General features: G+C 56.5%; 26 protein-coding genes. 6 read left to right on the forward strand and 20 right to left on the reverse strand.

What is annotated here, in order from left to right; translation table 11 throughout:
- Positions 1-21 precede the first annotated feature (21 nt).
- From ACOCF6_RS10590 to ACOCF6_RS10635, 10 genes are all read right to left on the reverse strand, one after another.
- The gene (locus tag ACOCF6_RS10590) at positions 22-1,416 is read right to left on the reverse strand and encodes an FIST signal transduction protein (RefSeq protein WP_482460351.1); all 1,395 of its coding nucleotides are present in this window, start codon (positions 1,414-1,416) and stop codon (positions 22-24) included.
- 313 nt (positions 1,417-1,729) lie between these two features.
- Positions 1,730-2,803: an alpha/beta fold hydrolase gene (locus ACOCF6_RS10595; protein WP_482460352.1), complete on the reverse strand. Its 1,074-nt coding sequence runs from the start codon at positions 2,801-2,803 to the stop codon at positions 1,730-1,732.
- A 56-nt stretch (positions 2,804-2,859) separates the two neighbouring features.
- Positions 2,860-3,252 (reverse strand): DUF1801 domain-containing protein, encoded by a 393-nt coding sequence (locus tag ACOCF6_RS10600; RefSeq protein WP_482460353.1) that lies wholly within the window; start codon positions 3,250-3,252, stop codon positions 2,860-2,862.
- An 80-nt stretch (positions 3,253-3,332) separates the two neighbouring features.
- Positions 3,333-3,818 (reverse strand): VOC family protein, encoded by a 486-nt coding sequence (locus tag ACOCF6_RS10605; RefSeq protein ID WP_482460354.1) that lies wholly within the window; start codon positions 3,816-3,818, stop codon positions 3,333-3,335.
- A gap of 129 nt (positions 3,819-3,947) precedes the next feature.
- Complete coding sequence (locus tag ACOCF6_RS10610; protein WP_482460355.1) at positions 3,948-4,289, reverse strand: YciI family protein; 342 nt, start codon at positions 4,287-4,289, stop codon at positions 3,948-3,950.
- A gap of 17 nt (positions 4,290-4,306) precedes the next feature.
- Positions 4,307-4,885 (reverse strand): dihydrofolate reductase family protein, encoded by a 579-nt coding sequence (locus tag ACOCF6_RS10615; protein WP_482460356.1) that lies wholly within the window; start codon positions 4,883-4,885, stop codon positions 4,307-4,309.
- A 23-nt stretch (positions 4,886-4,908) separates the two neighbouring features.
- The gene (locus ACOCF6_RS10620) at positions 4,909-5,373 is read right to left on the reverse strand and encodes an SRPBCC family protein (RefSeq protein WP_482460357.1); all 465 of its coding nucleotides are present in this window, start codon (positions 5,371-5,373) and stop codon (positions 4,909-4,911) included.
- A 33-nt stretch (positions 5,374-5,406) separates the two neighbouring features.
- Positions 5,407-5,931, reverse strand: a complete 525-nt coding sequence (locus ACOCF6_RS10625) for an SRPBCC family protein (protein ID WP_482460358.1) — start codon at positions 5,929-5,931, stop codon at positions 5,407-5,409.
- A 16-nt stretch (positions 5,932-5,947) separates the two neighbouring features.
- Positions 5,948-6,415, reverse strand: a complete 468-nt coding sequence (locus ACOCF6_RS10630; RefSeq protein ID WP_482460359.1) for an SRPBCC family protein — start codon at positions 6,413-6,415, stop codon at positions 5,948-5,950.
- Positions 6,416-6,481: 66 nt separating this feature from the next.
- Positions 6,482-6,823 (reverse strand): iron chaperone, encoded by a 342-nt coding sequence (locus ACOCF6_RS10635; RefSeq protein ID WP_482460360.1) that lies wholly within the window; start codon positions 6,821-6,823, stop codon positions 6,482-6,484.
- A 152-nt stretch (positions 6,824-6,975) separates the two neighbouring features.
- Between ACOCF6_RS10635 and ACOCF6_RS10640 the strand changes: the two genes are divergently transcribed.
- Complete coding sequence (locus ACOCF6_RS10640; protein ID WP_482460361.1) at positions 6,976-7,602, forward strand: TetR/AcrR family transcriptional regulator; 627 nt, start codon at positions 6,976-6,978, stop codon at positions 7,600-7,602.
- A 193-nt stretch (positions 7,603-7,795) separates the two neighbouring features.
- Here the strand turns inward: ACOCF6_RS10640 and ACOCF6_RS10645 are convergent, their stop codons facing one another.
- The 6 genes from ACOCF6_RS10645 to ACOCF6_RS10670 all read right to left on the reverse strand — a co-directional run bounded on the left by ACOCF6_RS10645 (position 7,796) and on the right by ACOCF6_RS10670 (position 13,780).
- A complete protein-coding gene (locus tag ACOCF6_RS10645) occupies positions 7,796-8,926 on the reverse strand; it encodes an ABC transporter permease (protein WP_482460362.1) in 1,131 nt (376 codons plus the stop codon).
- A 20-nt stretch (positions 8,927-8,946) separates the two neighbouring features.
- Entirely contained in the window at positions 8,947-10,080 is a 1,134-nt protein-coding gene (locus ACOCF6_RS10650; protein WP_482460363.1) for an ABC transporter permease, read from the reverse strand.
- Positions 10,077-11,615, reverse strand: a complete 1,539-nt coding sequence (locus ACOCF6_RS10655) for an ATP-binding cassette domain-containing protein (protein ID WP_482460364.1) — start codon at positions 11,613-11,615, stop codon at positions 10,077-10,079. The genes ACOCF6_RS10650 and ACOCF6_RS10655 overlap by 4 nt, the downstream gene beginning before the upstream one ends.
- 148 nt (positions 11,616-11,763) lie before the next feature.
- A complete protein-coding gene (locus ACOCF6_RS10660; protein WP_482460365.1) occupies positions 11,764-12,756 on the reverse strand; it encodes an HlyD family secretion protein in 993 nt (330 codons plus the stop codon).
- A 241-nt stretch (positions 12,757-12,997) separates the two neighbouring features.
- Positions 12,998-13,375, reverse strand: coding sequence for a VOC family protein (locus ACOCF6_RS10665; RefSeq protein ID WP_482460366.1), 378 nt, complete (start codon positions 13,373-13,375; stop codon positions 12,998-13,000).
- An 87-nt stretch (positions 13,376-13,462) separates the two neighbouring features.
- Positions 13,463-13,780 (reverse strand): hypothetical protein, encoded by a 318-nt coding sequence (locus ACOCF6_RS10670; RefSeq protein WP_482460367.1) that lies wholly within the window; start codon positions 13,778-13,780, stop codon positions 13,463-13,465.
- A gap of 152 nt (positions 13,781-13,932) precedes the next feature.
- On the opposite strand from ACOCF6_RS10670, the gene ACOCF6_RS10675 reads away from it, so the two are divergent.
- Positions 13,933-14,514, forward strand: coding sequence for a TetR/AcrR family transcriptional regulator (locus tag ACOCF6_RS10675; RefSeq protein ID WP_482460368.1), 582 nt, complete (start codon positions 13,933-13,935; stop codon positions 14,512-14,514).
- 178 nt (positions 14,515-14,692) lie between these two features.
- Here the strand turns inward: ACOCF6_RS10675 and nifH are convergent, their stop codons facing one another.
- Positions 14,693-15,556, reverse strand: a complete 864-nt coding sequence (nifH, locus tag ACOCF6_RS10680) for a nitrogenase iron protein (protein WP_482460369.1) — start codon at positions 15,554-15,556, stop codon at positions 14,693-14,695.
- Between the two features lie 676 nt (positions 15,557-16,232).
- Between nifH and ACOCF6_RS10685 the strand changes: the two genes are divergently transcribed.
- Positions 16,233-16,499, forward strand: a complete 267-nt coding sequence (locus tag ACOCF6_RS10685; RefSeq protein WP_482460370.1) for a DUF3553 domain-containing protein — start codon at positions 16,233-16,235, stop codon at positions 16,497-16,499.
- A 129-nt stretch (positions 16,500-16,628) separates the two neighbouring features.
- Here ACOCF6_RS10685 and ACOCF6_RS10690 read toward each other — a convergent pair whose 3' ends face one another.
- The 3 genes from ACOCF6_RS10690 to ACOCF6_RS10700 form a co-directional block, all read right to left on the reverse strand.
- Positions 16,629-17,492 (reverse strand): class I SAM-dependent methyltransferase, encoded by an 864-nt coding sequence (locus tag ACOCF6_RS10690; RefSeq protein WP_482460371.1) that lies wholly within the window; start codon positions 17,490-17,492, stop codon positions 16,629-16,631.
- A gap of 171 nt (positions 17,493-17,663) precedes the next feature.
- Complete coding sequence (locus tag ACOCF6_RS10695) at positions 17,664-18,545, reverse strand: NlpC/P60 family protein (protein ID WP_482460372.1); 882 nt, start codon at positions 18,543-18,545, stop codon at positions 17,664-17,666.
- On the reverse strand, positions 18,542-19,342 hold the full coding sequence (locus ACOCF6_RS10700) for a hypothetical protein (protein WP_482460373.1): 801 nt from the start codon (positions 19,340-19,342) through the stop codon (positions 18,542-18,544). The genes ACOCF6_RS10695 and ACOCF6_RS10700 overlap by 4 nt, the downstream gene beginning before the upstream one ends.
- A gap of 191 nt (positions 19,343-19,533) precedes the next feature.
- Here ACOCF6_RS10700 and ACOCF6_RS10705 point away from each other — a divergent pair, with 191 nt between their 5' ends.
- Genes ACOCF6_RS10705 through ACOCF6_RS10715 form a run of 3 tightly spaced genes read left to right on the forward strand, consistent with a single transcriptional unit; the run spans position 19,534 to position 22,206 of the window.
- On the forward strand, positions 19,534-20,460 hold the full coding sequence (locus ACOCF6_RS10705; protein ID WP_482460374.1) for a CheR family methyltransferase: 927 nt from the start codon (positions 19,534-19,536) through the stop codon (positions 20,458-20,460).
- A 43-nt stretch (positions 20,461-20,503) separates the two neighbouring features.
- Positions 20,504-21,784, forward strand: coding sequence for a methyl-accepting chemotaxis protein (locus tag ACOCF6_RS10710; RefSeq protein WP_482460375.1), 1,281 nt, complete (start codon positions 20,504-20,506; stop codon positions 21,782-21,784).
- Complete coding sequence (locus ACOCF6_RS10715; RefSeq protein WP_482460376.1) at positions 21,781-22,206, forward strand: chemotaxis protein CheW; 426 nt, start codon at positions 21,781-21,783, stop codon at positions 22,204-22,206. Before ACOCF6_RS10710 ends, ACOCF6_RS10715 begins: the two co-directional genes overlap by 4 nt.
- Positions 22,207-22,280: the final 74 nt, after the last annotated feature.

Below are 22,280 nucleotides of genomic sequence, written 5' to 3' on the forward strand. Positions count from 1 at the left end.
TTGTCGTTGCGTGACGTGGTACTACTTGAAGACCAGCATGGTAGCGGTCTGATTGATATGGCCGATGTATTGCTCTCCATAGGTGCTGAAGCCGACCGTCGGAGCTGAAAAGAACAGGTCGCCATACTCCCTGGTCAGATTCTTCTGCTTCAGTTCCAGTGTCCGCAGGATGCAATTGAAATTGATGATCCCGTACATCTTTCCGGTCTCGCCCCTGGCCTGGTTGATGGCCGCGCGGGTATCTTCAATGATGTCGGCCGATTCGAGCAGGGACAGCTCCATCCCCTCCCGCACCCCGCAATAAAAGGCCATGGAGCCGTTATTCTTGATCTGCTGGGGACTGCGCACAAAGGGCTCATCGTCGATCAACAGCCCGACCGGGTTGTGCATGAAGTGATTGGAGGCATCCGCGACCGTGGAGCGGACCGCCTCGGCATAGGCCACTGCCGCGGGTTGGCCGTTGAATTCCATGACGACCCGGCTGGCCTCGTCGGCTTTAGTTACCTCAAGGCGTATGTCCAGATCACGGAAACTCTGGGTCTTGATAAAGGTGAAATCGCAGCCGGGCTTGAGCAGCGCCAGGATGGCCCCATTGGCATAGGTTTTCCCGTTGGCGTACAGGTGGGTGGAGCTGAATTTCAAATCATCGCCGGCTGACCCGCCGATAAAAACGACATTGGTCATGTCACCGATGGTTTCGATCAGCCGCTCCTCGGCGCCGCTCAAGCCATCGACCAGAAGCAGTCCCACGTATTCACGGGAGGCCATTTCGGCCACCGGAACCCCGAAGTGGTCGGCAAAGGCATCGAAGGCCCTCTTCACCCCCGCCTGGTCCGCAAGATCCTCGATGATCTCAACCTTGCAATCCGGAAGAGACGCCTCGTTGAATCCCATGACAACAACAGAGTCATCCAGCATCCGGCCGGTGACGATTTCACCGGCGGTCGAACAGCCGATCACCACAGCCGACGGGCACAGCTCCTGCATTTTCCGGCTGATTTCATCAGCTGCAAAACGTGAAGAGGCAAAGAACAGCAGCAGTTTCGTATCGAACAGCACCAATTGCTCGCCAAGATCCTGCACGATCTCATCCACCGTGACCTTTGTCGAATAGGCGGTAACAATGTCCATGCTGTGGATCCTGGCTGCCGGTTTGCAGCCCGTTGATGCAGTTGTGCTGCCGGAGAGCTGCGCGGTTTCAGGAATCGAGGCTTCGCGGCAGAGATAGCCGAGCTCCATGGCCATCCCTTCAAGCATCTGCAGCACCGCCGGATCATCGTCGGAGTCCTGTGTATATTTTCCCGGGTTGATGCCCTTGAGAATCATTTTGGTTTTGATGATCTTTTCCAGCATCGGGTTGCCGGCAGCCCGCTGTTTGAGAACAAAATCAATCTGCTCCCTGATTTTACCCGCCATATTCCCCCCTTTGATTCAAGCCGCTGTATCGGCCACAAAAGTCATTCCGTTAATCACCTGCGGTATAAAAAAACCACAGTATAACTACAGCATGCATGTAACAATTCTGTATCATTGGCGTTTTTACAGCCAGATGCTCAAGCGGGTAAGTGCAAAGCAACTTGGATGCCAATTTTAGAACAATGTTTATATCGTGGGGGCGCTCTAATAATGCTCGCGATTGATTTTGCAAGGGGCTGAAAAACCGGCTTTTTAATGAAGAAGGGGGGGGTGGCGCTGCTGTTTATCGAACTGCCAGGGGTGCAGAGAAAGGCTACAACGCGGAGATTGTCCCCACCACACAGTGCTGCAACGGGGGTAGAAATCGGAACTTGTTCTTGATGGAAGATTGCAGGATGCCGACAACCGTTGCATTGAACAACGCAGGCTCCTCGAACGGTATGTTGTGTGCCGAGTTCTCAAACCAGATCAGCCGTTTGAGCGGTGCGTGCAAGGTCTCGAAATAGCTGGCTGCCAGTGTCGCATCCACATGCCGGTCAAAACGGCCGAGCAAAAAATAGACCGGAACGTCGACACCCGGCACACGCTGCGCAAGGTCAAGCCCGAGGAGCTCTTCATTCATTGCCTCAAGCGACAGGTTGTTGGCGCGAATGTAGCTTGGTATCTCCCATGGCGTAACCAGGCCGGCAAGGATGCCTTTGACCATGGTCCATATTTGGTTGGGCCTACGGTGAAAGACGCCGCCATAGCGGTCTGCCAGGGACTCCATCGCCAGCACCTGGGATGCTGACCTGTGTGGAGGAGGTCCGATTGTTCCCAGACGCGCCAGCACGTCGTCGTCCTTCAGGCGAATAGCCTCTGCCTGGACAAACCCGTATTGGGCCTGCTGTGCCCCTTGCGTGGACACCACCTGTGCCACCCCGATGAAGGCCGCTACCTTGTCGGGATGGGCTTGTGCGTACAGCAGTCCGAGCGCCGAGCCCCAGGAATGACCAATCAGGACAATCTTGGCCTGGCCGAATTCCTGTCTCAGATGATCGACGACCAGGTTCAGGTCGGCGAGGTGCTGTGCGATTGTCAGGCGCTGCGGGTCGGCCCGCGGATCGAATGAACGTCCCGCACCGCGCTGATCCCAATAGGCCACTACAAAATGGTGCTCCAGATCACTGTTGAACAAGCGGAGCAGCGGCCGCTCCGCCCCGCCCGGTCCGCCGTGCAGCCAGAGCAGCAGGGGTGCCCGCGTGTCAGCGCCGCGTGTCAGCAGGTAGAGCTTCGCACCATCCACCGGCAGGTATTCGGACCGGTCGACAGGAACCGTTGCCCCGATAGTTGCTGAACGGGCTGTCGCGCACCCCGTAAAAAGGGCACACAGTATGATCGTCTGCACGATCCTCAACATCCATATGCAGTAATGCGATACAATTGGTGTCAGTACCTTAGGCACTATGTTAGCCTCTCCAGCCGCCCCTTACGCCGGACTATATTCTTATAATCCCATTGGATCTCTTGTGCTTTCTTAAGCCATCTCAGCAAATCCGATGTAGTTATTTCTGAGGCGTCATTATAGAAAACCGATGCATCCTTGAACTTCTTTCCTAGGATGTTAAGCCCTCCTTCTTCGAAATCTGCCCCGCTCCAGAACATCAGTCGTATACCTGGTTTCTGTTTGCTGTATCCGACAGTTGGATTGCCGTCCAAAAACCAGACCGGATGTGCGTGCCATATCTTATTTTCAGCTTCAGGCAGGTTTCTGTCGATTTCACGGGCCAATACGTCACATACTTTCTTGTGATCTGGTTCCTGCTGCTCGTTGTACTTCAGGGTCTCTGGATGCATCTCATTCCTCCATTGTCGTCGTGGGTTTGAGAACTTCGTCCTGTCTGCGCTTCCGAGATGCCGCTTCGAAGCGTACAACCTCAACCGCGGCGTGCCGCCTCTATTGCAGCGATGTCGATCTTTTTCATCTCCATCATCGCATCGAAAGCACGCTTGGCGGCGGCGGGGTCGGGATCGGTTATCGCCTGGATTAGAGCAATCGGCGTAATCTGCCAGGACAAGCCCCATTTGTCCTGGCACCAGCCGCACTCACTCTCTTTGCCACCGTTGCCGACGATTGCATTCCAGTAACGATCGGTTTCGGCCTGGTCAACGGTTGCGACCTGAAATGAGAATGCCCAGTTGTGCTTGACCTCGGGTCCGCCATTGAGCCCGAGGCAGGGAATTCCCATCACGGTAAACTCGACCGTCAGCACATCCCCTTTTTTCCCGGACGGAAAGTCTCCCGGCGCGAGGTACACCGCGCCAACGGATGAATCGGGAAAGGTCTTGGCATAAAATCGCGCCGCGTCCTCGGCGTCGCCATCGTACCAAAGGCAAATCGTATTCTTTGCCTGTTTATTCATGTTACACCTCCTGATCTAGCTGGAACCAACACCTGCACCGCAAGCAGAGTGACAGGCACTCGCGCTCGCTCCAGCGCCTGTGTCGGTAGTTTAATTTTGGGTTACGGGTTAGTCACCTTGAGTCCTCCATCAGTGAAACGGGCGCACCTCTACCGGTGCCCGACAGGCGATGGCGGCCTTGCGCCCCCACATCAGCGCCTCGTCCAGGTCAGCGGCTTCCAGCACCCAAAAACCGCCGACGTGCTCAGTGGTCTCCAGATATGGTCCGTCGGTGATGAGCACCTGACCATCAGGCTGCCTCCGCAGGGACTTCGCGCTGCTTGCCGGGTGCAGGCCGCCTACGAAAACCCTGACACCAGCAGCCTTCATTTCATCGTTGAGCACGTCGATATCGCGGGACATCGCTTCGTCCTCAGCGACGGACGGGTCGTAGCCGTCAGGGTGGTGAATAGCAACCAGATACTGTGTCATGACTTCACCTCTAACTATCAGTTCGGCACGCTGTACGTCAGGCCGACCATGCCGGATTTCAACGACTTGGAGCCGAGCAGCGTCAACGCGTGCCGCTTGTTAACATCCTTGAACAGCGCCTTTCCTCCACCCAGAACAACCGGATTGACGACCAGTCGGAGCTCATCGATCAAGCCTGCATTCATCAGGCTGGAGACCAGTGTTGCGCCGCCGACAGCAAAGATGTCCTTGCCATCCTGCCGTTTCAGGTTTCGAATTTCTTCAATGTCTCGCGCAATTCGCGTGGTCTTCCAGTTAACGTTATCCAGCGTTCGGGACAGAACAATGTGAGGCGTTTTGTCGGCAAAACGGGCATACGCGATTTCGTCTTTCGTCGCGACCTTTCCTGTGGACAAGATGCCTCCGGGGTTTGCCAGGATCGAAAGCCAGTAATTCTCGTAGCCTGGATACATGCCGCGACCCAGGATACATGTGTCAATCTGGGTGAACAGGCCGTCATAGGGATTATCCCACGATTCTATCCAGTCCACCTCTCCGTTTGGCCCCTCAATGAAGCCATCCACTGACATCGTCAGTGCAGCGATGATCTTTCTCATGTTGCACTCCTTTCAAATGTATCTCAAAGACCGTCCGGAAAACGGTCCGCGACGAGATTCAGGGCTATATTGTGCTCAAGAAAGGCCTTTGCCCCGGCAAGCAGCAGGGCAAATCCTTCCGTTGAATCGAGCGCCTGCCGCACCAGCTCGTCGCCATCCCCGCTAAAGCCCGAGTTCGTGATAGCGACAAAGGTGCTGTTATCCGCTCGAGGTGTGAAAACCCATTCCACTGTTGTGAATGTGCCATCCGCACCCCACTCGATAACGATACGCCGGTTCTCTTCAATCTCTTTCACGCTGACCTGCTCGGAATGATGGTACATTTCCCACTCCCAGCGGATCTGTGCGCCCTCCTGCAGCCTGCCGCTTCCTTTGGTGAACCAGAACCGGGACGTGATCTCGGGGTTCACAAAGGCCTCGAATACCTTTGAGACCGGTTTGCGAATAAGCATGCCTGTCTCTGCAATGGGTGCATGCTGGATCTTCATAAACACCTCCCCTGACCTGTTATGGCAATCCGCTTATTTCTCCGCGAATCTCTTCAAACCCGCCAGACCTGTCTCAAAATCCTTGCCGACCATCCTGTCCATATTGATGAACAGCCCCATCAGCTTGCTGACATAGTTACTGTTGCCGCTCATGGCCCACCTGACAGTGGTGGCATCGACTGTGGGCGTCAGGGTAAATTCCACGCGATTGCGGCAGTTGAAGGGCTTGACCATCTGCAGGTCCATGACGATTTTTGATGGCGGGACAGACTCGCTGATCGTAATGCTACCCTGGCCGACTTCCCGGTTCCCCACCCATGCGGAACTGGCGCCAACACCGCTGGGAGCGCCGCTGTAGGTCTTCTTCATCTCGCGGTCTTTGTTGTACGGCGTCCAGGCCTCCCACTGGTGGAAGTCGTTGATCAGCGGGAATATTTTTTCCGGGGCGGCTTTGATGACGACCGAGCGCTCTACGCTGAATACGTCGGGCCGGGTCGTGACAAAAACAAGAATGGCTGCGATCAGAACAACTACTGCTATGGCAATTTTCTTGTACATACTGCACCTCGTTTCTTTACTGAAGGCTTTCAGCAAGTTTGTCGAAGGATTGATTCCACCCTTCCGCGCACTCCTTTATCATGTCCGGCGGAAAGCCTGCGTGCCGGAGCGTCATCATGGTTTTGCCGTCAACGTCCTCAAGTGTAACCGTCACCTGCAACTCCAGCGGGAAATCATCTCCCATGCCGTAGTAGGAGGCTGGAACCACATTGCCCTCGGCATCGGCAAAGCTGTCGCTGCAGACCAGGCGCTCCGGCGCGACGAGCTCCTTGTACACGCCGGTGCTCCAGAAATCCTGCCCTTCCGGTGAGCGCATGCAGTTCAGATATCGGCCACCTACCCGAAGATCGATGCTGCAGGACGGTGCTGTGAATCCCTTTGGACCCCACCAGCGCATCGCGTGCTCCGGTTCGGTCCAGGCCTGCCACACCAGGTCGCGGGGGGCGTCAAACATGCGAGTAATGACTAAATCTTGAGTTTTCATCTGGATTTCCTCTTTCGAACTCTGCTGTTGTTTTTTCTTTTTCTTAGCGTCTTCCCTTTCCAGGTTCTATCTCACCCGTGCCTTCACAATCCTGCTGATCAAGGGATACGGAATGGGCTTGTCGAGTGGAAATCGCAAGTTGCCCTTTTCCCCGGCATAGATCGATGTCTCTGTCATGAGTTTCTCGTCCCTGATCGGAGGGTAGAAGCCGATATGCTTCCTGAAGGCGCCGAAACAGACCAAAAGGCCTTTGAGAGTGAAGGTCGGCATTTGATAGCTGATCTTCTCCACCGCGTCAGGAGCCTTCCTGATTGTTGACCGTATGCTTTCCAGAATAGATCTGACCTCCGGCGGGAATGCGGCGATGTATTCGTCGACGGTCGTGGGTGTTTTGTGATCGGCTTCCATGTTCCCTCCTTTGATTTTGGTCAGACTTTTTTTTGATATGGTTTATTTTTACATACCATTTAGTATGCTGTCAACGACAAATAATAGAACAATATTAGGCATAAAGATAAAAATATGTTTGTTTTACATACTGATTGATATATTATGATCTCATGAAAACAGAACAGTCAAAACGGACACGCGACCCGGAAAAGACCCGCGCCCACATCCTGGAGATTGCCTTCCGTGAGATCTATCATCACGGGTTCCAGGGCATCAGCATTGATCAGATCGTCAGGAAGACGAATGTGACCAAGGGAGCGTTTTTTCACTATTTTGCCAGCAAAAATGATCTGGGCTACGCCATTGTGGATGAGATTCTGCGGGAAATGATTCTGGATCGCTGGATCCGGCCCCTGGCAGCCTACAAAAACCCGCTCCAGGGGATCCTGAAGCGCTTCAGGACATTGACTGATGCCATGGCGGACGCAGATCTGGTGCGGGGCTGCCCACTGAACAACCTGGCACAGGAGATGTCGGCGGTTGATCCGGTCTTCCGGGGGAAGATCAAGGCGGTGATGACGGTCTGGATTGACGAGACGGAGCGCTACCTGAAAAAGGCCCAGGATGCCGGTTTTTTGAAGAAGAGTGCTGACCCCCGCCAGATAGCGCTATTCGTTGTTATGGTACAGGAGGGGTCGTTCGGGTTGGTCAAGAGTCTGGCAGACAGGAAGGTCTTCGATGCGCTGTATGGTTCACTGAAGGAGTACCTGCATGCGCAGGCAGAGGTAAAGGAATAAACTAAATCGGCAGTTCAATAAAAAAGTCCCCCCTCCCCTTGCGGGAGGGGGTTAGGGGGTGGGGGAATTTGCCATATTTGATGCTGACGGCAGCTTCACCCACCCCTCGATCCCCTCCCGTCAAGGGAGGGGAAGTTTAATACAAAGACCAAATCGGACACTGCTGATTTGGATTGTAACTTTCAGATTTTACTCAGGCCAGGGTCTTGCTGAATCTCCCGATGGCAATCGACAGCACAACCACCCCGATCACCGTCAGGGCGACCAGCTGTTCCCAGAGGGCCGCCAACCCCACCCCCTTCAAAAAGATCCCCCGGATCACCACCATGTAGTAGCGCAGCGGGTTGAGCAGGGTCAGCCACTGCACCGGTTCGGGCATGTTCTCGATCGGGAAGGCAAACCCTGACAGCAGCATGGCCGGAAAGATGATGAAGAAGGCGGTCATCATGGCCTGCTGCTGGGTCTGGCTGACGGTGGAGATCAAAAGCCCGATCCCCAGGGAGCTCATCAGGAAGAGGGTCGTGGCCAGAAACAGCAGCCACAGGCTGCCGCGCACCGGTACATCAAACACCAGGGTGCCCACGATGCTGATCAGGGCCACGTCGATATAGCCGATTAGTACGAAGGGCAGCGTCTTGCCCAGGATGAATTCCCGCTTGCGGATGGGGGTGACGATGACCTGCTCGATGGTGCCGATCTCTTTTTCTCTAACAATGGCCAGGGAGGAGAGCAGCATGGTGATGATGAACAGGATGTTGGTGATCACCGCCGGGACGTAGAAGGGGGGGCTGGCCAGATTGTCGTTGAACCAGGCCCGGCTGACCAGCTGTACCTGGCCGACGCGGGGTGGTGATCCCATGTGTCGGGCGGCGTATGCGTTCTGCAGCCTGGTATTGTAGTCGAGCGCCAGCCGGGCCAGATAGCCCAGGATGATCCCGGCGGTGTTGGAGTCACTGCCGTCCAGCAGCACCTGCAGCTGGGCGGCGTCACCCCTGCGCAGCTGCGCGCTGAAGCCGTGCTGTATGTTCAGCACAACACGCACCGTCCCCCGGTCCAGCAGCCGGCGGGTGTCCGCATCCTCGCTGATGCGCTCCGCGACCCTGAAGTAGCCCGACGAGGCCATGATCGCCACAAGCTCCCGGCTCTCCGTGCTGTTGTCCCGGTCGAGGACCGCGGTCGGGATGTTTTTCACATCCATGTTGACGGCATAGCTGAAGATCACGGTCTGGATGATCGGAATGACAAACAGCACGATCCGCATGCGCGGGTCGCGGAAAACCTGGATGAACTCCTTGATCAGCATGGCTTTCAAGCGATCGAACATAGCTAAAACCTCAAATGTAGCTACAGAATTTTTTTCCTGAACTTCCGCACCGCCACCGTCATGACGATCACCGCGAACAGCACCAGAAACAGCGCCTGGGGCCAGAGCACCGCCAGCCCCACGTCCTTGAGATAGATGCCCCGCAGGATGGTCACGAAATAACGGGCCGTGACGATGCGTGTTACGGTCTGGATCGGCAACGGCATGTTTTCGATCGGGAAGATGAAGCCGGACAGCAGGAAGGCCGGCAGCACGGTGGTGACGATAGCCAGCTGGCTGGCCAGGAGCTGACTCTTGGTGATGATGCTCAGCAGCATGCCGAAGGAGAGGGCGCTGAAGAGAAAGACCAGCGCCAGGGGCGCCAGCAGCCAGAGGCTGCCCCTGAGCGGTACATCGAAAACGAATTCCCCCACTCCGATGCAGAGGCACAGGTCCAGCACTCCGATAACAAAATAGGGGGCCAGCTTGCCTACAATCAGTTCACCACTCGTGAGCGGGGTGGCCACAAGCTGTTCCATGGTGCCGGTCTCCCACTCGCGGGCCATGGAGAGCGAGGTCAGGATGGCGGCCATGATCATCATCACCACCGCGATCAGGCCGGGAAAGATGAAGTTGCGCGAAACCATGTCAGTGTTGAACCAGACCCGCGGTTTCAGCTCCAGGGACGGGATGCGGGGCAATGGGCCGGCACGGAGCAGCTGTTTGATAGCCACCTGGCGCGAGTAGCCTTGGGCCGTGGCCTCGGCATATCCCAGGGCGATGGTGGCGGTGTTGGGGTCGCTGCCGTCCAGGATCGTCTGGACCGGGGCGACCTCCCCCTGGGAGAGCAGGCGGTCGAATGCGGGCGGGATCACCAGGGCGATCAGTGCTTCACGGCGGTCGATGGCCAGTTCGATCTCCCGGTAGCTGTTGGCATGTACCCGCAGGTCGAAGTAGCGCGAACCGGAGAAGCGGCTGATAAATTCGCGGCTCTCGACACTCTGCGCCTGGTCCCACACCGCCAGCGGCACCCGGTCCACATCCAGGGTCAGGGCATAGCCGAACAGGAACAGCAGCATGATCGGCATGCCGATCCCCATCATCAGGGAGCGGGGGTCACGCAGGACGTGCAGGAATTCCTTTCTGGCAACGGCTTTCAGTCGGCGGATATTCATGGTGAATCACGTTCCTCGATCAAACCGATAAACACATCCTCCAGGCTCGGCAGCACACCATCGAGCGCCCGTTCCTGCTTCAACTCCAGCGGCGTCCCCACCGCCACCAGTTCTCCGCGGTAGATCAGCGCCAGCCGGTCGCAGTACTCGGCCTCGTCCATGTAGTGGGTTGTGACGAAGACTGTCACACCGACTATTGCCATCGAGCGGATCAGCTCCCAGAAGGAGCGGCGCGACAGGGGATCGACCCCGGAGGTCGGCTCATCCAGGAAGACAATGGCCGGTTCGTGCAGGATGGCGCACCCCAGTGCCAGGCGCTGGCGCCAGCCGCCGGAGAGCTCGCCCGCCAGGGAGGAGCGGCGTTCCGTCAGCCCGGCCATGCGGATCACCCACTCGGTGCGCTCTTTCAGGCGTTGGGTGGGGATGCGGTAGACACCACCGTAAAAGGCGATGTTCTCCTCTACGGTCAGATCCTCGTAGAGCGAGAAGCGCTGGCTCATGTAGCCGATGTTTTCCTTGATGCGCTCCGGCTGGCTGGCGATGTTATAACCGGCCACGGTGCCGCTGCCCGAGGTAGGTGCCAGGATGCCGCACAGCATGCGGATGGTGGTGGATTTGCCGGCGCCGTTGGGGCCCAGGAAGCCGAAGATCTGTCCCTTGGGAACAGTCAGGGAGATGGCATCCACAGCGGTGAAGGCGTCGAAACGCTTGGTGAGGTGGTCGAGTATTACGGCTGGTGGCTCTCCGCTACCTTCTAGGGGCAAGTGAGCTAACTGTGAGCTTTCTATACCTCCCCCTTCAAGGGGAGGAAGCGGATCAGATGGGCATGAAATAGAGGCGATCACCAGATCCTCCAGCGATACGGCACCATTTCCGGTCAGCACGGCCGGGGTATCGCAGGCGATCAGCCGGCCGCCATGGATCAGCCCGACCCGGTCGCAGCGCCCGGCCTCGTCCAGATAGGCGGTGGCCACCACGATCGTTACCCCCTCACCATGCAGCTCCCGCAGGATGCGCCAGAAGTCGCGCCGCGAGACCGGATCGACACCGTTGGTCGGCTCGTCCAGCAGCAGCAGCCGTGGCTTGTGGATCAGGGCGCAACAGAGCCCCAGCTTCTGTTTCATGCCGCCCGAGAGCCGGCCGGCCTGACGCTTGGTAAAATTAGCCAGGCCGCTGAAGCCCAGCAACCGCTCCGTCCGTTCGCGCCGCTCTCCACCGGTAACGCCGAAGATATCGGCATAGAACGAGATGTTCTCAGCCACGGTCAGGTCGGGATACAGGCCGAAGCGCTGGCTCATGTAGCCGATATGGTCGTGAACCTTTTCGACCTGCGACGGGTAATGATAACCGAGGACAGAAAGCTCCCCGCCACTCGGGTCGAGGATGCCGGCCAGCATGCGCAGTGTGGTGGTCTTGCCGGCCCCGTCCGAGCCGATCAGCCCGAACAACTCACCTTCCGGGATGTGGAGGGAGAGGGATTCCACGGCGGTTAGTTCGCCGAAACGGCGGGTGAGGTTGTGTACTACAACTGCCATAGGATCGCCTTAAACCTTTGCCACAAAGAGCACAGAGCTCACAGAGGAAACACACAAAAGTTCGCTGATAAATTCAATAATTCAGGGAATAGTTGTCATCGAGTAGCTGATTATTTGTTTTACTCTGTGCTCTCTGTGTCCTCTGTGGCTAACGATGTAACTTACCTGTTTCAATCACCGCATCGGCCGGCATACCCGGTTTCAGGACCATGTCCGGGTTGGGCACCGTCACCTTGACCCGGTAGACCAGGCGAACCCGCTCCTTTTCGGTCTGAACGTTCTTGGGGGTGAACTCGGCCTCCTGGGCGATGAAGTCCAGACGTCCCTCGAAGACCTTGCCCTTCAGGCCATCCACCGTCACCCGTGCTCTCTGCCCCAGCCTGATGCGCGGCAGCTGGTCCTCGGGCACATATCCCCGGATCCAGACCTCTTCCAGGTTGCCAATCGTTATCACCGGGGTCCCCGGGGCCACCTGTTCGCCCGCCTCGATGTTTTTGGAGAGCACGATGCCGGCCGAGGGGGCAACCAGCGTGCTCTCCGCCAGTCGGGTCCGGGCGAGGCTGACCAGGGCTTCGGCGCCCTTCAGCCGGGCGACAGCCTGCTGGCGGGTCTCGCTGCGGGCACCGGCCCTGACCTGGCGCAGACGCTCGGAGGCTTCCCGCTGCGCTGCGGCCGAGGCATCCCGTGCGGCCACGGCCTGGTCAAGATCCCGCCTGGCAATCACTTCCCGCTTGAAGAGCTGCTCGGAGCGCAGGTACTCATCCCCGGCCCGGCGTGATTCAGCCTTGAGGCGCCCTACGGCGGCCTCGGCCTGGGCGATCTCCTCGACCCGCGATCCGGCCTGCAGTTCGGCCAGGGCCGCCTGGGCCCCTGCCAGCTCAGCTTCCCGTCCGGCCAGCTCCTGGCGAACCTGATCATCCTCCAGGCGGGCCACGGTCTGGCCGGCGGCAACCTTCTGTCCTTCGTCCACCAGGCGTTCGCGCACCCGGCCGGGCTGTTTGAACGAGAGCGCCGTCAGCGTGGCTTCGATGGTGCCGGATACCTTGACATCTCCGGTTTCCTTTGGTGTGCGTCGCAAGACCATTACCACGACAAGGGCTGCCATAATAACGACAGCGCCAATCACAAGCATTTTACGCATCAGTTTTCCTCCATGCTGCTGCCGGTCGGGGAACATCAATATCTTTTACTGTGCTAGTGTAGCACAGGCCTTCAGGATAACATGGGGTTTATCGCATACTGCAGGGGTAAATGGCAAGGCGGGCAGGCAGGAAAATAATATCGCCGGAGACAGTCAGCACCTGTCTCCGGCGATGCATGGACGACACGAGCGGTGCCGGAGCGGAGCAGTGCTTTGGATCGTCAAGGTTTGACCCTGTAACCTATTTCAACGAATGCAGACCGATCATATTGCCTTCGCTGTCGACCGCCAATGCAATGAATCCATATTCTCCGATAGACCATTTTTCGCGATGGATCTTTCCGCCGGCTGCAATGATGCGCGCCTGTTCGACGGCGCAGTCTTCACAACTGAAGTAAACTATGGTGCTGTTGCCGCCTGAAGACATACCCTCCATCTTGACCAACGCACCACCAGCCCCCCATGTGCCCATCTCCATCGGAAAGGCCCACAACTCGACCTCCGGATTATTCAGGCGCTCCAGGGTGACCTGGAAGACGGATTCGTAAAATGCCTTGGCACGATCAAGATCCTGCACGTAGATTTCAAACCAGCATCCGATATTGGTTTTATTCATCATACACCTCCACTCCATGTCAGCACTGCTGCAAAGGATTCCACCGATGCAGCAGTGCTTTTGACCTATAGCGATGTTTCTGCAGCGATTTCAGATGACAACAGGCGGGAACTGGTTATTGAAAATCTTCTGCTCTCTCGTGGCATCCATGAGCTCGCGTTCAAGCTTATTCAATTCTTCACCCGTGTAGACAGACGCCCCTTTTGAAATTTCCCGCTCGATCCTCTCAACCCTGGCATTGATGGAGTCAACACTGCAATTCCTGGCTACAATCAGGCACTCATCCTTGTTAGCTCCTGTTGCTGAATCGGTTTTCTGTCCCATGGTTCCCTCCGCTCCAAGGACCGGCAGGGAACTTATCATCAGGGCAGCCGCAATAACCGGTACTATTCTTGTCAACGATTTCATGGCTGGTCTCCTTTTCTATTTGTTGCTTGCTACAACTTGATAGTACGTGTCTTCGAAAATAATTGCAAATGAAAATCAACATCATTGCGATCGTTCGGCTGCAAGCCCTTATTTGTATTGCCTGATATGGATTATGCATGTAATCTTAAATCATGAGATACCCGGATACACATAAAGCGGAAACCCGCGAAAGAATCATCGGCATGGCAGCAACAGTCTTCCGTGAAAAGGGGAATTTTGGTCAGGGCATCGCCGGACTGATGAGCAATCTTGGTCTCACCATCGGCGGGTTCTATAAACACTTTTCAAGCAAGGATGAATTGTACGTCGAGGCGCTCACCCGGGGATTCGAAGAAACGGCCAGGCGGGCGGCAGCGGTGGCGGCATCCGCACCTGATGGTCTGAAACTGCAGGCAATCATCAAGTGGTACCTGAGTTCCGGGCATCTGAATAACACCGGCAACGGCTGTGTGCTTGCCGCTCTGGGGCCGGAGATCGGCCGTCTGCAGCCGGAGCTGCAGGGTAAGATCAATCGCTCCATGCAGTGTTATGTTGACTCTCTGCTGCCGTATATGCCCGGGAACAGCCCGGACGAGCAACGCAGGAATTTCTTTATCCTGATTCCCGGAATGGCCGGGTCGTTGATGACGGCCAGGGCGATTGCCGCCCCCCGGATGAGAACGAAAATTCTCCGGGCGGCCCGGGAGTTTTATCTGCATGCCTTTGCCGGGTAGAAGGTCCTGTAAATCTTTCCCTTATTGGTCTGATATCCAGGCACAAGGGGCTCATTCCCGGTTATGTTGTTACAAAAATAGAGCCGCGCTGCCCGGTCCGGGCAGCGCGGCTCTATAATCAAATTCCCAGGCTTTTGCAGCGCCTGTCCGGAACCGTCACACAGGCCGGAGAGGTGTGTCAGGCGGCCTCTGCCACGCCAACGTTGGCTTCGTCTTCGGCCTCCATGATGCCGAATTTCATCAACAGGTCTTCCAGTTCTTCCATCTCCAGTGGTGTAGGAATGACCAGCAGCTTGTTGTCGTTGATCTTCTGCGCCAGGGTGCGGTACTCCTGGGCCTGGGGATGTTCCGGCGAGTATTCGATGACGGTCATGCGGCGCATCTCGGCTCGCTGTACCTGGTTGTCACGGGGTACGAAATGGATCATCTGGGTACCGAGCTTTTCGGCCAGGGCCGAGACCAGTTCAAACTCCTTGTCGGTCTTGCGGGCGTTGCAGATCAGGCCCGCCAGACGGACCTTGCCGGAGGTGGCGTACTTGAGGATGCCCTTGGAAATGTTATTGGCGGCATACATGGCCATCATCTCGCCGGAACAGACGATATAGATCTCCTCGGCCTTGCCTTCGCGGATCGGCATGGCAAACCCGCCGCAGACGACATCGCCCAGAACATCGTAGAAGACAAAGTCCAGATCAGGGGTATAGGCGCCGTTCTCCTCCAGGAAATTGATGGCGGTGATGACACCGCGGCCGGCGCAGCCGACACCCGGTTCCGGACCGCCGGACTCGACGCACTTGACACCGCCGTAGCCGACCTTCATGACGTTTTCGATTTCCAGGTCCTCGACCGTTCCCAGTTCGCGCACCAGGTCCATGACCGTGTTCTGTGCCTTGGCATGCAGGATCAGGCGGGTGGAGTCGGCCTTGGGATCGCAGCCGACGATCATGATCTTCTTGCCCATTGCCGCAAGTCCGGCCACCAGATTCTGGGTTGTCGTTGACTTGCCGATGCCGCCTTTTCCATAAATCGCAATCTGTCTCATATGAGTCTCCCTCGTCTGTCGCTGTGGACGCCGGTCTGTATCGGGGTGGCAAATTGAGGCGCCTCAGGGCGGCTACGCTGTCGCAATGATCCCCGGCCTTTTGAGCCGCGTGCTCCATTCATGTCAGATAAACAACCGGTTAGATAAAAAAACGCCCCGCATCTCATGGCTGAGAGCGGGGCGTGGGTGCCGGGTCGACAGAGTTTGATGGTTGTTGTGGCGACCATTGCTCAGGTCACCCTGATACAGAGGTTACACTATCCATGCCAAGCGATGATGAAATCAGTAAACCCGCTATTCAAGGGGATTCAGACGTTTTATTGCCTGCGGCGCGAAAACGGGTTTCCCGGGAATATGATCATGTTCTATACAGGGTGACTGGTAATCGTGCACGAGATATGGTCCAGTTCCGCACTGACGGATTAATCCTATCTATTAATCTGATAACGGCGTATAGTTAACTTATTGACCTTTCACCTGAAATCATGTCTCTTAGCCGTTTTGAGTCCCCATCTTTTCTCGGTCATCTCCGTACACCTCCCGGTCACACCCTCTGGAACTGTCTGTACTGTTTTTTTCGCACGGTCATGTTACGTGAAACAGGTGAAATGCGTGTTCAGTCAGTTCCTGGCAGTAAGAAGTAAGTGTTGTTAACCCTGTCGGATAAGGAGAGCACATGATTATCAAAAGAGGTATTGTAGTGAGCCATTCTGGTGCAATTGAATGGGGAGTCGGAAAGGTGGTCGAGGTGACTGCCCTGAGGGCAACGATCCAGTTCAGCGATGGCATCATACGAAAGATTGCCTCTTCCCATTACACGACCCTTCAGCCGGCCGATTCGGCATTATTTGTGTCGCCTGACGGCAATTTGCCGGTGCCGAAAGTTCGTGCCGCCGCAAAAAGAGTAAAAAAGGTAAAAGAGGTTAAAGAGGCGGTTGCCTGAGTTTCTTCAAAAGCGTCCGGACGTGCCTGATCCGGTTGTTTGAATGTCAGAGCTGATACATACATGAAAAGGTACCTGCAACGTGTTTGCAGGTACCTTTTTTGTTTAAAGCAGACGACTGCCAAAGGGCTATAAATTGCAACAAAATTTCGGGTCAACCTGGCGCTCCTGGCATCCCTCCGTAAAAAACCGCCCTTGCATCTCTTCCAATCCCAATGACTGCAGTACCTCATTCAACCTCTCAGTCGGCCGATGGCGCGGCAGGTCCTTGTAGCGGGCGATGATCAGTTCGTTCTTCAGGGAGTGTTCCCAGCCTACCAGTTCGGTCACGCTGACCTGGTAGCCGTGTGCCTCCAGTTGGAGACAGCGCAATACATTGGTAACCATACTGCCGAATTCCCTGGTATGCAGGGGATGGCGCCAGATCTCTGTCAGACCGCTCTGCCCCAAAGCCTTCCCCTTGTTTTTATTGAGTACTGCAGCAACTTCCGCCTGGCAGCAAGGCACCAGCACAATGAAGCGGGCCTGTTTTTTCAGGGCAAAGCGGATGGCATCATCGGTGGCCGTGTTGCAGGCGTGCAGTGCCGTGACAATGTCGATCGCTTCCGGCAAGGCGTCAGTCTCGATCGACTCGGCCACCGAGAGATTGAGGAAACGCATCCCCCGGAAGCCAAGCCTGTCCGCCAACGATCGGGATTTCATCACCAGTTCGTCTCTAGTCTCGATACCGAAGATCCGTGCTGCCGGGGCTTGCTCCTTGAAGAACAGGTCGTACAGGATAAAGCCCAGGTAGGATTTGCCGGCCCCATGATCTACCAGGGTGATCTCGGGATGATCCTGCAGTATCTCCTTCAGCAGCGGCTCGATAAACTGAAAGAGATGATTGACCTGCTTGATCTTGCGGCGGCTGTCCTGGTTCATCTTGCCGTCGCGGGTCAGGATGTGCAGTTCTTTCAATAACTCGATCGATTGGCCAGGTTGTACTTCGTGCATGGTGCCCTCTTTGTTCCGAATATGTTTACTGATAATTTGGTTTCATTGTCTTGCTCCTAGGGGTGCTTCATCAGGCAAAAAGGTTTGATAAAGGATCGTGTCTACATTTTTCACATGGTGAGTCTTGTAGACGCGACTCAATTAATAGTTCTGCCAATTGCTCTTTTGCCTTCAGTGAGCAAACCATCTCCGCACCACAAAGACATCTCCATGCTTCCCGGCGGCCGGCCACTGATCCACCGGTCGCCGGGTCCGCAGGATCTGGGCCAAGCGCTTTTGCAACGAAGTTGTCACCACACCACCGTTACCCTTCTTACCGCACACCAAGCGGCTCTCGATGGTCGTATCCCGGTCCAGCACAATGACCACATGCCCGTTCCAGACGATCAGGTCCAACGGTTCCAGACTCCCGACTATCTCTTCCAGCGACTTTCCGGCCACTGCTACCGCATTTCCATATGAGATCAACTGCGAGGTATTGCGGGGCGTCCAGCCACCGGTGGCCTGATAGAGCAACCCCGAGCAGTCCAGTCCCGCCAGGGTCAGGGTTCCTCTTGCAGCCTCCGGTACATTGCCACCGTAAAACAGCTCTGTCAATTCACCAACGCCGCCCTGCATATTTCCACCCCACACGTAGGGAACGCCGATTGCGGCCTTCAGTGCGGCAATGATGGCCGTTTGCGCCGGCAGGGTTCGGGATCGCGGCGGTGGCTCCACCTCCCGAAGCTCCACAAAACGGCTGTCCACATACAGTGCCCTATCAGCCGGCGTGGGATACTCATCCGTATCAACACGGTAGATCGTACTGTTGCCGTCCCTCCCCTCCGCCCGGATGAAAAAAAACGTTCCGGGCAGGGCAATAAACTCCAGCGCACGCACCTGTCCGCAACGGTCGGTTTTGAGTTTCTTCCCATCAGCCCCGCCGAAGACTGCACTGAAGGCGGGTGTGTTCAGGACCGGGGTCGTGCTACGGGCAACGGCGTAGAAGGCGGCATGGCAGCAAACGGCATGGCAGCAGATAAACCAGAGTGCAAATGGTATGAGTTTTTTCATGTTTTGAGCCGACCACCACCCAGGGCCTGGCGCAGCAGCTCTTTCTGGGCAGACGTCAGGCGCGGAACCGAGAGCAGTTCCTTGATGGTGCTCTGGGGCAGGCCCGGCAGGAACACCGTAAACCAGACCGCGGGGGTGCGCGGATTTTTGAGGATCGCCAGGCGGATGTTGGGGCGCCCTTTCCAGCGGCCGCTGCGGGCCACCATCGAGATGGTCTCTGCCGTGGATGTGGATGCGGTGATGAACTGGTGCACTGAACCTTCCTTCAGGTGCGGATTGTCGAGACAGGCCTCCACCAGCGGCGGCAGCCCTTCCCGCAGGAGTGACTCGACCACGGCCGATGTTCCTCGCCGGGCCAGGGTCATCTTGTTTCCCAGTGGTTGACTGGGGAGGCGCTGGATGATGCTGCGCTCGGCGGCCATGCGATGATCGGGGCTGATCCCGGCGATCAGGCAGATCTTCGCCAGATCGAATATGTTGAGCTGAGTCAGCAGGGTTGCGGCTATGTGCGCGGGTGTTTCCGGATGGCTTACCAGGGCGAACTTGATCGGATTGCTTTCTAACAGGCGCTTGTTGGCATAAAGCGCACTGAAAATCTCCTCCGGCAGGCCGCGCTGTTTCAGTAGGACCAACAGATGATGCTCATCAAGTGCCGGGTTGCGCAGGACCGCGTGCAGCACTTCTACCGGTTGGCCCTGCAGCAGCTGGAACAGCTCGTCTTTGCCTGCTGTCAGGGCCTGATGCAGACGAAGTGACAGATTTTGATCAATCCTTGCAATTTTTGCAGTAGTATCCATACGGTTCCGGAGGTTGGCTCCAACGCGGCAGATGCCTGCGATATCCAGTTTCAGCTGTCTCTTGGAGGCTTGGAATAGATGCCTTGTTTCCGAATCTGCAAACACCCTGCCAGCGTGTCGGCATCCGGGCAATTCCATTCTGGCTGTTGCACCGTTGCCGGCTTCGTGGTAGAGATACTAGGCTGTCTGCAATGGCCCACGCAAAGCCGCTGCGGAAGATGGACAGTCAGCAAACCTGGCTCCTGGTACTCCATGTAAGGACTACGGCAGTGACAACTGTATCTTCTGACAACCTGGCCCATGCCGAGATCACTGACGAAGAGCTCACCGAAATCGGCATGATCCTGAATATGTATCGCAATTTCAACTTGTCTGTCTACAAGGATAAGTGCATGAAGCGGCGCGTCTCCATCCGTATGCGCTCCACGCGCAGCCGCGATGCTGCCGAATATTGCAATCTGCTGCGCCAGAGCCAGCTGGAGCTTGATCTGCTCCAGAAGGCGCTCACCATCCATGTCAGCCAGTTTTTCAGAAACCCCTCCATGTATGAAAAACTGCGGCTCGAAGTCATACCCGGACTCTTCAGTGCCTGCATGACAAACGGCACCGATACGCTGCGGGTCTGGTGCCTGGGATGCGCAGGCGGCGAGGAACCTTTCAGTCTGGCAATCCTGTTTCGGGAATACTTCAGCAAGGAGATGCGCACGGTACCGGTCGTCATCCAGGGCACCGACATTGACGTACATACCATCCAGTACGCACAGCAGGCCGAATTCATGGAGGACCGCCTCAAAGAGGTCTCGGCAGAGATGAGGGAGCACTATTTTCGCCCAAACGGCCCCCGTTTTCGTCTGGTGCCCGAGATACGCCAGATGGTGACATTTCTTCAGGGCGATATCACCGACACTGCAGAGTATCTTCCCAGCGATCTGGTGTTGTGCCGCAACACGCTGATCTACTTCAATCGCCCTGATCAGGAACGGATCCTGAACGGGATTGCAGAAATCCTGCCGGCCGGTGGTATACTTGTGCTGGGAAAATCCGAGACCCTGGTCGGCGACGTACGACGACGCTTTGAAGCGGTCTGCCCCGTGGAGCGGATTTACCGGCGTACATAACACTCACGTTACCAATTATACAGAAATTATGCGGAGGGGTAGCATGCGGATTCCCATAGGTTATAAATTCATCATCGGATTTGTCGTAGTCATCGCCGTTGTTGCCTCCAGCCCCGTCCTCGTCACGCTGCTTGGCTACTCCAGTGACATGTCCGGCAGTCTGGGGATTGCCCTTGCACTGGCTTTTGGCATGATTCTGGGGGGGCTCTTTTCGAGGAGCTTTACCGCCAATATCGGCAAACTGACCGAATCAGCGGAATCCATCAGCCGCGGTGACCTGACCCGCAATGTCACCCTCAGGTCATCGCATTTTCCTGATGAAACCCACGAACTGGCCGGGCTGATCAATGTCATGATGCAAAACCTGCGCGACCTGGTAGGACACATCAAGAAGACCTCGGGACAGTTGTCCTCATCGGCGCGAGAAATCAACTCTACCGCGCTTGAGATCAATGCCTCCACCGAGGAGGTGGCCCAGGCCATCGAGTCCATCTCGCGCGGGGCCGAGACCCAGGCCGAGATGGTGGAGAAGAGCTCCCGGACTATCCGTGAGATGGCCATCTCCATCGACTTGGTAGCTGCGCGAGCACGCGAGACCGCCAAGGCCGCCCGAGAAACCAGCCTGACCGCCCAGCAGGGCAACAAGCTGGCCAGCGACTCCCTGGAGCGGATGAAGGATTTTTTCGAGAACCAGGAGATGATCGCCAAACAGTTCGCCCTCTTCAACAGCAAACTGCAGAAGGTGGGTAAAATTGCCGATTTCATCGGGGATGTGGCCCGCCAGACCAACCTGCTGGCGTTGAATGCGTCCATCGAGGCGGCTCGCGCCGGCGAGTACGGCAAAGGCTTTGCGGTCGTGGCCGAGGAGGTGCGCAAACTGGCCGACGGCTCGGCCAAATCCGCTTCCGACATCAATGAAATGATCGAAAATCTGCGGGAGGAGAGCCATCAGGTCCATCAGGTTATCCTGGAGAGCACCCGCTCCATCAAGGAAGGCAAAAAAAATATCGACATAACCGCCAGCTCCTTCCAGGAGATTCTCAAAACCGTTGTGGAGACGGAGCGCAAGGCCTCCAGTATCGCCGACCTCTCCCAGATGCAGCTGGAAGGATCAGAGAAAATGGTCCAGGCCGTCGATGAGATTGCCAAGGTGGCCGACGACAATGCCGCCTCCACGGAGCAGGTTTCTGCCGCAACGGAACAGCAGCTGGCCGCCATGCAGGATATGGCCCTTGCCACCAAAGAGCTGACGCAGCTGGCGGAAGAGCTCCTGACCGTAGTCGAACGTTTCCAGGTCACTTCAGGTGAACAGCGTCAGGCATGACAAACGACGCACGCAAATATCTGATTTTTACACTGGCAGGCCGGCTTTTCGCCTTTGATCTGGCCCAGGTGGCAGAGGTAGAAGAGCAGCCGGCCACCTGGCCGATACCCATGTCCCCCCCCTGCTACCCGGGCGCAATGAGCTTTCATGGCACCATCGTAGCCGTTATGGATCTGGCCATGTTTCTCGGCCTCCCCGGCAACCACGCAGCTGAGAAGGTGATCGTCCTGGATACCCGCATCGCGTCACTGGCCTTTCTGGTAGAGCGGGTTATCAGGATCGCATCTGTCGATCAGGGAGACATCCGGGAAGAAACGGACGGGGCTTTTGTCGCCGCGCAGATACTCCTGCCGGATGGCGAAGCCGTTCTGCTGGATGCGGTGGCCATTGCAGAGCGGGCTGGTGACACCATTAATGACTGAGGGAAAACATGTTGTTGCCCCTCTGAGTACAAGAGGGGTTGCCACGTAACACAAAAGATTTACGATAAAAATAG

The sequence above is a fragment of the Geobacter psychrophilus genome (assembly GCF_056821595.1).

Excerpts from the sequence above, each read along its gene's own strand:
- ACOCF6_RS10590 (WP_482460351.1), bottom strand. The coding sequence starts at position 1,416 with ATGGCGGGTAAAATCAGGGAGCAGATTGATTTTGTTCTCAAACAGCGG.
- ACOCF6_RS10600 (WP_482460353.1), bottom strand. The coding sequence starts at position 3,252 with ATGCATCCAGAGACCCTGAAGTACAACGAGCAGCAGGAACCAGATCAC.
- ACOCF6_RS10605 (WP_482460354.1), bottom strand. The coding sequence starts at position 3,818 with ATGAATAAACAGGCAAAGAATACGATTTGCCTTTGGTACGATGGCGAC.
- ACOCF6_RS10610 (WP_482460355.1), bottom strand. The coding sequence starts at position 4,289 with ATGACACAGTATCTGGTTGCTATTCACCACCCTGACGGCTACGACCCG.
- ACOCF6_RS10615 (WP_482460356.1), bottom strand. The coding sequence starts at position 4,885 with ATGAGAAAGATCATCGCTGCACTGACGATGTCAGTGGATGGCTTCATT.
- ACOCF6_RS10620 (WP_482460357.1), bottom strand. The coding sequence starts at position 5,373 with ATGAAGATCCAGCATGCACCCATTGCAGAGACAGGCATGCTTATTCGC.
- ACOCF6_RS10625 (WP_482460358.1), bottom strand. The coding sequence starts at position 5,931 with ATGTACAAGAAAATTGCCATAGCAGTAGTTGTTCTGATCGCAGCCATT.
- ACOCF6_RS10630 (WP_482460359.1), bottom strand. The coding sequence starts at position 6,415 with ATGAAAACTCAAGATTTAGTCATTACTCGCATGTTTGACGCCCCCCGC.
- ACOCF6_RS10635 (WP_482460360.1), bottom strand. The coding sequence starts at position 6,823 with ATGGAAGCCGATCACAAAACACCCACGACCGTCGACGAATACATCGCC.
- ACOCF6_RS10640 (WP_482460361.1), top strand. The coding sequence starts at position 6,976 with ATGAAAACAGAACAGTCAAAACGGACACGCGACCCGGAAAAGACCCGC.
- ACOCF6_RS10645 (WP_482460362.1), bottom strand. The coding sequence starts at position 8,926 with ATGTTCGATCGCTTGAAAGCCATGCTGATCAAGGAGTTCATCCAGGTT.
- ACOCF6_RS10650 (WP_482460363.1), bottom strand. The coding sequence starts at position 10,080 with ATGAATATCCGCCGACTGAAAGCCGTTGCCAGAAAGGAATTCCTGCAC.
- ACOCF6_RS10655 (WP_482460364.1), bottom strand. The coding sequence starts at position 11,615 with ATGGCAGTTGTAGTACACAACCTCACCCGCCGTTTCGGCGAACTAACC.
- ACOCF6_RS10660 (WP_482460365.1), bottom strand. The coding sequence starts at position 12,756 with ATGCGTAAAATGCTTGTGATTGGCGCTGTCGTTATTATGGCAGCCCTT.
- ACOCF6_RS10665 (WP_482460366.1), bottom strand. The coding sequence starts at position 13,375 with ATGATGAATAAAACCAATATCGGATGCTGGTTTGAAATCTACGTGCAG.
- ACOCF6_RS10670 (WP_482460367.1), bottom strand. The coding sequence starts at position 13,780 with ATGAAATCGTTGACAAGAATAGTACCGGTTATTGCGGCTGCCCTGATG.
- ACOCF6_RS10675 (WP_482460368.1), top strand. The coding sequence starts at position 13,933 with ATGAGATACCCGGATACACATAAAGCGGAAACCCGCGAAAGAATCATC.
- nifH (WP_482460369.1), bottom strand. The coding sequence starts at position 15,556 with ATGAGACAGATTGCGATTTATGGAAAAGGCGGCATCGGCAAGTCAACG.
- ACOCF6_RS10685 (WP_482460370.1), top strand. The coding sequence starts at position 16,233 with ATGATTATCAAAAGAGGTATTGTAGTGAGCCATTCTGGTGCAATTGAA.
- ACOCF6_RS10690 (WP_482460371.1), bottom strand. The coding sequence starts at position 17,492 with ATGCACGAAGTACAACCTGGCCAATCGATCGAGTTATTGAAAGAACTG.
- ACOCF6_RS10695 (WP_482460372.1), bottom strand. The coding sequence starts at position 18,545 with ATGAAAAAACTCATACCATTTGCACTCTGGTTTATCTGCTGCCATGCC.
- ACOCF6_RS10700 (WP_482460373.1), bottom strand. The coding sequence starts at position 19,342 with ATGGATACTACTGCAAAAATTGCAAGGATTGATCAAAATCTGTCACTT.
- ACOCF6_RS10705 (WP_482460374.1), top strand. The coding sequence starts at position 19,534 with ATGGCCCACGCAAAGCCGCTGCGGAAGATGGACAGTCAGCAAACCTGG.
- ACOCF6_RS10710 (WP_482460375.1), top strand. The coding sequence starts at position 20,504 with ATGCGGATTCCCATAGGTTATAAATTCATCATCGGATTTGTCGTAGTC.
- ACOCF6_RS10715 (WP_482460376.1), top strand. The coding sequence starts at position 21,781 with ATGACAAACGACGCACGCAAATATCTGATTTTTACACTGGCAGGCCGG.